The sequence below is a fragment of the Streptosporangium sp. NPDC003464 genome (assembly GCF_053588315.1).
On the sequence record NZ_JBSFPS010000385.1, the window covers coordinates 1 to 6878 of the forward strand.

Genomic DNA, 6878 nt, shown 5'->3' on the forward strand with positions numbered 1-6878 from the left:
CGGCGCCGGCGTCCGCCGGGGTCGGCGGGGCGTCGCTCAGATCGAGGGATGCCCCGGGGGTGTCGTTCGGTCCGGAGGAGGAGCCGCGGGCGGCGTCGCCGCCGCCACGCGGATCCTGCGGGCCGTCTAACCGGTCGGTCACGGCCTCTCCCCTTTACTTCCAGGCCTTCTTGGCCTCGTCCTCAAGCTTGGACTGGATGTCCTTGATCTTGGAGGGGTCACGGACGAAGTCCTGCAGGAGCTTCCACTGGCCCTTGCCGTCGGTGCCGCCGAAGGCGCTGGGCGCGAGGTCGGACATGTCGTAGCGGACGGCGTCACCCGCGGAGATGATCGTCTGGGCGAGCTTCTTGGTCAGCTCGCTCGGGTAGTTGTCGGGCGAGACGTTGCGGTTGGGGGACAGGTAGCCGGGGAGCTTGGCCCAGACCTCGCCGCCCTCCTTGGAGGCGAGGAACTCCAGCAGCGCCATCGCGCCCTTGGAGTCCTTCAGCGCCACCGCGATGTCGCCGCCCAGCACGACCGGCTCGGTGTCACCGGCCTTCGGGAACGGGAAGTACTTGGCCTCCTCGCCCAGCTTCGCGCCGGACTCCTCGGCCGTGGTGCCCACGAAGTCCGCCTCGATGACCATCGCCGACTTGTCCTGGCCGTAGACCTGGGTCACGCAGGTCGGGAAGTCGGTCTGCAGGGCGCCGGAGGGGCCGCCGAGCAGGAACTCCTTCTTGCCGACGAGCTGGCCGATCTTCTCCAGGGCGGTGGTCACGCTGGCGTCGGTCCACGGGATCTCGTGCTTGGAGAGCTTGGTGTAGTTCTCCGGGCCCGCGCTGGACAGGTAGACGTTCTCGAACAGGTCGGTCAGGGTCCAGCCGGACGCGCCGCACAGGGAGAAGGGCGGGGTGCCGGAGTCGGCGACCGCCTGGGCGGTCTTGACGAGGTCGTCCCAGGTGGCCGGCTGCTGCGCCCCGGCGTCCTGGAATGCCTGGTCGCGGTACCAGATGAGCGACTTGTGGGCCGCCTTCACCAGCACGCCGTAGGCCTGGCCGTCGGCGGAGCCGAGCTCCTTCCAGTACGGGGTGTAGTTGTCGTCGATCTGCTTGAGCACCTCGGCGGAGAGCGGCTTGAGCGCCTTCTGGTCGGCGTACTGCTTGACCAGGCCCGGCTGGGGCAGGATCGCGATGTCCGGCGGGTTGTCGCCCTGGATGCGCGGGCCGAGGTAGGCGCCGGTGTCCTCGCCGGTGGAGGCGTAGGTGACCTTGGCGCCGGTCTTGGCCTCGAAGGCCTTGAGCACTTCCTGGAAGTTGGCCTGCTCGGGGCCGGTCCACTTGGCGGCGACCTCGATGGTCACGCCCTCAAGCGTCTTGGCCGCGGGGGCGGCGGCGGAGGAGCTGCTGCTCGCGGCGGGGGAGGCGGCAGTGTCGGGGCTCTGGCTGCACGCGGCGAGGGCGAGCGCGAGTCCCGCCGTCGTCACTGTCGCGATGGATTTACGCATGCTGAACGGACCTCCTGTGCTGTCAGGGCTCCCGGGTCGCTCCCGGGGCGGGGGTGACAGCTCAATGCGGACTGAGGACGGGGATGACGTTCGACCCGGACCGGGGGCGGGGATGACCCTCGGTCCGGAGCCTGGACGGGGATGACGTTCGACCGGGACCGGGGGTGGGGATGACTCCCGGTCCGGAGCCTGGATGGGGATGACGGTCTCACCCGGGGGGATCTCCCCCGGGTCACTGAGCCCGGATGATCTCGTTGAGCTGGCCTCTCATGGAGGCGACGACATCGTCGCCGGCCTCCTTGAAGGGTGGGGTGAGCGCGTTGGAGACCGCGCTGGCGATCACCAGGCTCACCTGGTTGTAGTTGGCACTCGCCGGTCGGGGTCGGGCAGAGAGGATGCTCTGCTTGAGGACCGGCAGGTAGGGGAAACGCTTGATCAGGCCGGGGTCGTCGTACAGCTCGGCCCACACGGGCGGGAACGAGCCGTCGGCGAGCACCCGGCGTTGGTTCTCCAGGCCGGTGAAGTAGCGGATGAACTCCACCGCCGACTTCTGCCGCTTGGAGTAGGCGCTGAGCGCGAGGTTGACCCCGCCCAGCGAGCTGGACCCCGGGCCGTTCAGCCCGGGCAGCCGGGTGACCCCGAACTTGTCGGCGACCGCCGAAGTGGTGGCCGGGCCGTAGGCGTGCGGCCAGTTGCGGGCGAAGGCCAGCCGGCCCTCCTGGAAGGCCAGCCGCGACTCCTCCTCCTTGAAGGAGAGCGATTCCCGGGGGATCCATCCCTCCCGGAAGCCGCCGGCCAGGAAGTCCAGGCCGGTCTTCGCCTTGGCCGCGTCCATGGTCACCTGCGTGCCGTCCTGGCTGAGGATCTGCCCGCCCGCCGACTGCACGGCCTCGGCGAAGTTGACGGTCAGCCCCTCGTAGGCGAGGAACTGGCCGGCGTAACCGCCGATGCCGTACTTGTCGTGCAGCGCGCGGGCCTGCTCGCGCAGCTCCGCCCAGGTCTTGGGCGGCTTGAAGCCCTGCTTGGCGAGCAGGTCCTTGCGGTAGTAGAGCAGCCCGGCGTTGCTGGTGTAGGGCACCGCCCAGAGCTTGTCCTGGTAGATCGCGGTGTCCACGACCGGCGGCAGGAACCGGTCCAGCGGGAACATGCCGCGTTCGAGCGGCAGGATCCAGCCGGCGTCGGCGAACTCCGCCGTCCAGACGACGTCGAGGCCGAGCACGTCGTAGCGGTCGCTCTTGGCCTGGAGGTTGGCGACCATCTGCGCGCGCTGTTCGTCGGCCGCCTCGGGGAGTTCGAGCAGGGTGACCCGCTCCCCCGGATGGGCCTCGTTCCAGCGGTCGAGCAGTGGCTGCAGGTAACCGGTCGTGTCGCGTCCCGTCACGAAGGTGAAGGGGCCGCTCCCGCCGCCGGAGCGCTCCGTCTTCTGCGCCACCGCCGCCGAGCATCCCGCCGTCACCAGCACGGCGAGCGCGACGGGGAGCAGTCGGCGCATGGGGTTGCCTCCAGGTTTCGGAGCGGTTACATACGTGTTAGGTAGATGCATGCATGTTATGCACAGCGCTAATGTGGACGTCAACGGATAGACACATAACGCTCACGTAACGAGCACTCCGAGGAGGTGGGGCGTGAGGCTGTCGCTGTTAGCGCTCCTCGCGAAAGAACCTGCCCACGGATACGAGCTGAAACAGGCGCTGGAGCAGATATTCGGCAGCGCCTATCCGTCACCGAACATCGGGCAGATCTACGTCACGCTCAGCCGGCTGGAGAAGGACGGCCTGATACGGGTCGTCGACGTCGAACAGTCCAACCGCCCGAACAAGAAGGTGTACTATCTGACCGCCGCGGGCCGCGACGCCCTCGACGTGTGGGTGGACGAGCCCACCGAGGGGCCGCGGGTCCGGGACGAGTTCTTCATGAAGCTCGTGCTGGCCCCGATGACCGGCATCGCGGACCGGATGACGCTGATCAACCGCCAGCGCCGCCACTACCTCGCGCTCATGCGCGACCTCAACGAACTCGCTGAGCGGACCGATTCGGGGGATCGCGTCGCGCTCCTGCTGATAGAGGGGGCCATGCTCCACCTGCAGGCCGACCTCGACTGGCTCGAACGCTGTCAGGAGGACCTGTCGTGAGCCCACCCCCGCCCCCCATCGTCAACACGGTCAACCTCGTGAAGGTCTACCAGAACGGCGGCGTCCCGGTGCACGCCGTACGGGGGGTGGACCTCCAGGTCGAGGCGGGGCAGTTCGTGGCCATCATGGGGCCGTCGGGGTCGGGCAAGTCCACCCTGGTGCACATGATCGGTGGCCTGGACGCCCGGACCAGCGGCGAGATCTGGCTGGACGGCAAGCGGGCCGACACGCTGAACGAGAGCGCCTGGGCGCTGCTGCGCCGGCAGAAGATCGGCTTCGTCTTCCAGTTCTTCAACCTGGTCGCCAACATGACCGTCGCCGACAACGTCGAGCTGCCCGCGCTGCTGTCCGGGGCCTCCCCGCGCGAGGCCCGGGAGCGCCGGGAGCAGCTGCTGGGGGAGCTCGGCCTGAGCGACCGCGCCGACGCCGCCCCCGCCCAGCTCGCCGGCGGCGAGCAGCAGCGGGTGGCGCTGGCCCGCGCGCTGGCCAACAGGCCGAGCCTGCTGCTGGCCGACGAGCCCACCGGCAACCTCGACAGCCGCAACACCCGCGACGTGCTCCGGCTCCTCAGCGAGGTCCACCGCGACGGCCAGACCATCATCCTCGTCACCCACGACGCCCGGGTGGCCAGCCTGGCCGACCGCGTGGTCTCCCTGCTCGACGGTGAGATCGTCGACGACGGCGCCGTCGGCGCGGGCCGCCGGCGTCCCAGGGCCACCGCGGGCGACGTCGTCGAGCTGAGGGGATAGTCGATGGGCACCACCTCTCCTCCCGCCGCTCACCGGGTGAGCGCCGCCTCCGGCACCCGCCGGGTGAGCACCGTCGCCTGTCCCGGCACTCGCCGGGTGAGCGCCGCCTCCGCCGCCCGGCCGCGCCCGGTGGCGGGGCCGGGGCGGGGGCCGGGATCCCGGACGTGAGCACCTTCAGGGCCTCGGTCAGATGGATCCGGGCCGACCTGCGGGTCCGGCGGGGACAGGCGCTGCTCACGGTGCTCGCGGTGGCGGGGATCGTCACGGCGCTGATCACCTCGGCGACGCTGCTGGAAGACGGGACCAATCCGTGGCGGGGGCTGTTCGCCGAGTCCCGGGGCGCGCATGTGTGGATCCACACCAAGGACGCCCCGGACGTGGCCGCGCTGTCCCGGCTGCAGGGCGTGGTCCAGGTGGCCGGGCCGTACCGGACGGCGCCCGTCATGCTCACGCTGGACGGCAAGAAGTCGCCCGTGGCGCTGCGGGGGATGCAGGCGGCCCTGCCCTCCGTGGCCACGCCGCTGATCCGTGAGGGGCGGTGGCTGCGCTCCGGCGACGTCGACGGCGTGGTCGTCGAGCGCTCCTTCGCCAAGGCGCTCGACCTGCGGGTGGGCGGTCCCTTCCCCGTCACCGCACTCAGCGGCGCCTCCCACCCCCTGACCGTGGTCGGCCTGGCCGACACCGCCGACCAGGGCTTCTACCCCGAGTCGACCCCCGGCCTGGCCTGGACGCCGACCGCCACCCTCGCCAGGATCGAGCCCGCGCTGGGCCGCAGCGAGTCGGTCACCGGCCTGCGGCTGGCCGACGGAGAGGACACGCTGCCGGTCGTGCACGGCGCGGTCACCCTGCTGGCCGAGCAGATCCAGCGCATGTCCACCTGGCGCGAGGTCCGTGCCTCCATGGAGCTGGACAACCGGCTGCTGGGCCTGCTGCTGGCGCTGTTCGGGATCACCGGACTGGTCGCCGCGGCGCTGGCCATCGCCAACGTGGTGGGCGGCCGCGTGCTCGCCCAGACCCGCGACATCGCCACCCTGAAATCCCTCGGCTACACCCGCGGCCAGATCTTCGGCCTGCTCATGGCCGAACACGGCGCGCTCGGCCTGCTCGGCATCGCCGTCGGGCTGGTCTGCGGCCAGGTCGCCGCCTCGTTCGCGCTGGCCGGCATGCCGATCCTGCCGCTCTCGTCGACCCCGCTGCTGACGATCGTCGTCGGCACCGCCGCGGTGGTCCTGGTCGCGGTCGCCCTGCCCGCCTGGCGCGGCTGCCGCACCCCGCCGATCCCCGCGGCGCCGGCCGCGCCACCGCGGGGCCACCTGTCGCGGATGGCCAGGCTCGCCCTTCTCGTACGGCTGCCGCCGGCCCTCGTCCTGGGCACCCGCGACGCCTTCACCCGGCGCGTCCCGGCGTTCCTGAGCATCGTCGGCGTCGCCGTGCCGATGATGATGATCACGATCGGCCTCGGCTGCTGGGCCACGCTGGACGACTTCCTGCGCCATCCCGAACAGGTCGGCCAGGCGGCGGCGCTCATCGTCCGCCCGGACAAGCTCCCCGCCGAGGACGCCGCGCGCATCGCCAGGGCCGACCCGGAGGTGCGGGCCGTCTACCCGGGCAGCGAGGTGTCCGCGCTGGAGCCGGAGCAGACCCGGAGCGTGCTGGCCCGCGCCGTGGGCACCTCCGCCCAGCCCTACCCCTTCTCGGTGGTGGAGGGGCGGATGTTCGCCGGCCGGGGCGAGGCCGTCGCCGGGCAGGGACTGCTCGACCTGATGGGGGTGAAGATCGGCGACCGGGTCCGGATGACGGTCGGCGGCACGCCGCTGATCGTGCACATCGTGGGCCGGGTGGTGGAGCCCGACCAGGACGGCGAGGTGCTCTCCCTCGGGCTGGACAGCCTGGCCGCCAAGGACGCGGTGCCCCCGCAGTTCTACAGCCTGGTGCTCAAGCCCGGGGCCGACCCGGCCGCAGTCCGGGCCCGGCTGCTGGCCGCCTCGGACGAGGGTCTTGAGGTCCAGCGGGTGGTCAACCCGGCCGAACGCCTCGCGGTCATCCGCATGGTGATCGTGGCGCTGATCGTCGTGCTGGCGCTGCTCGGCCTGGCCAACCTGCTGACCGCCAGCGCCCTCGGCCTGCGCGACCACGCGCTGGACCTGGCGGTGCTCAAGGCCATGGGGCTCACCCCGAGGCAGGTGGCCGCCACCCTCGTCACCGGCACCGGGCTGCTCGTCGTGCTGGGCGTGGTCGCCGGCACCGCGGCCGGGGCCTCGCTGGTCTCCGGCCTGATCGACCTGCAGGGCCACACCAGCGGCGTCGGCGCGGGCATCGGCCGCACCCCCTCGGCCCTGACGCTGCTGTCGGCGGTGCTGATGGCGGTGGGGGCGGCCCTGCTGGTGACGTTGATACCGGCCCGCAAGGCCGTACGCGCCCAGGTCCCGGTAACCGTCAGATAGCGGCCCCGACCCGCGCCGCCGTCGGACGGCGCGGGTCCGGCAGTCATCGGGTGGCCCGGACCCGCGCCGC

Annotated in this window: 5 protein-coding genes; 3 read left to right on the plus strand and 2 right to left on the minus strand. The window is 71.6% G+C overall.

The genetic code is table 11. The features are described 5' to 3' along the window. Window positions 1-154: 154 nt before the first annotated feature. Window positions 155-1483: an ABC transporter substrate-binding protein gene (locus ACWDS7_RS45045; protein WP_306858599.1), complete on the minus strand. Its 1329-nt coding sequence runs from the start codon at window positions 1481-1483 to the stop codon at window positions 155-157. A gap of 232 nt (window positions 1484-1715) precedes the next feature. After that, window positions 1716-2975, minus strand: a complete 1260-nt coding sequence (locus ACWDS7_RS45050) for an ABC transporter substrate-binding protein (protein WP_306858598.1) — start codon at window positions 2973-2975, stop codon at window positions 1716-1718. Window positions 2976-3108: 133 nt separating this feature from the next. Here ACWDS7_RS45050 and ACWDS7_RS45055 point away from each other — a divergent pair, with 133 nt between their 5' ends. From ACWDS7_RS45055 to ACWDS7_RS45065, 3 genes are all read left to right on the plus strand, one after another. Continuing rightward, on the plus strand, window positions 3109-3615 hold the full coding sequence (locus ACWDS7_RS45055) for a PadR family transcriptional regulator (protein ID WP_306858597.1): 507 nt from the start codon (window positions 3109-3111) through the stop codon (window positions 3613-3615). Continuing rightward, the gene (locus ACWDS7_RS45060; RefSeq protein WP_451934295.1) at window positions 3612-4364 is read left to right on the plus strand and encodes an ABC transporter ATP-binding protein; all 753 of its coding nucleotides are present in this window, start codon (window positions 3612-3614) and stop codon (window positions 4362-4364) included. The genes ACWDS7_RS45055 and ACWDS7_RS45060 overlap by 4 nt, the downstream gene beginning before the upstream one ends. Window positions 4365-4528: 164 nt before the next feature. Next, on the plus strand, window positions 4529-6808 hold the full coding sequence (locus ACWDS7_RS45065) for an ABC transporter permease (protein ID WP_451934296.1): 2280 nt from the start codon (window positions 4529-4531) through the stop codon (window positions 6806-6808). Window positions 6809-6878 lie beyond the last annotated feature (70 nt).

Excerpts from the sequence above, each read along its gene's own strand:
- ACWDS7_RS45045 (WP_306858599.1), bottom strand. The coding sequence starts at position 1,483 with ATGCGTAAATCCATCGCGACAGTGACGACGGCGGGACTCGCGCTCGCC.
- ACWDS7_RS45050 (WP_306858598.1), bottom strand. The coding sequence starts at position 2,975 with ATGCGCCGACTGCTCCCCGTCGCGCTCGCCGTGCTGGTGACGGCGGGA.